Source organism: Acinetobacter sp. NigerLNRRAM0016, from assembly GCF_054112845.1.
The window spans coordinates 1-307 of sequence record NZ_JBSYVT010000139.1; the positions used below are offsets into that span (position 1 = coordinate 1).

1 pseudogene is annotated in these 307 nt (G+C 36.5%); it reads left to right on the top strand.

From position 1 onward, the window contains the following. Positions 1-307 (top strand): annotated as a pseudogene (locus tag ACWQ4X_RS19885) (IS4-like element ISAba33 family transposase); the annotation flags it as partial.

Sequence of the window (307 nt, forward strand, 5' to 3'; positions counted from 1 at the left end):
TCTAAAATGGAACAAGTCACATTTAAAGTGCTTTGCGCTCATCATGCTTGTGATTATTTTAAAGCAAACATGTAATCTTTCTTCTGCATCTAAAGCCTTGCCCATCAAGTGCTTACCACAATCATTTTATCGACGTATGCAGCGCTTCTTTGCAGGTCAGTATTTTGATTATCGTCAAATTTCTCAGTTGATTTTCAATATGTTTTCATTCGACCAAGTGCAACTGACTTTAGATAGAACCAATTGGAAATGGGGAAAACGAAATATTAATATCCTGATGCTCGCAATCGTTTATCGTGGAATAGCG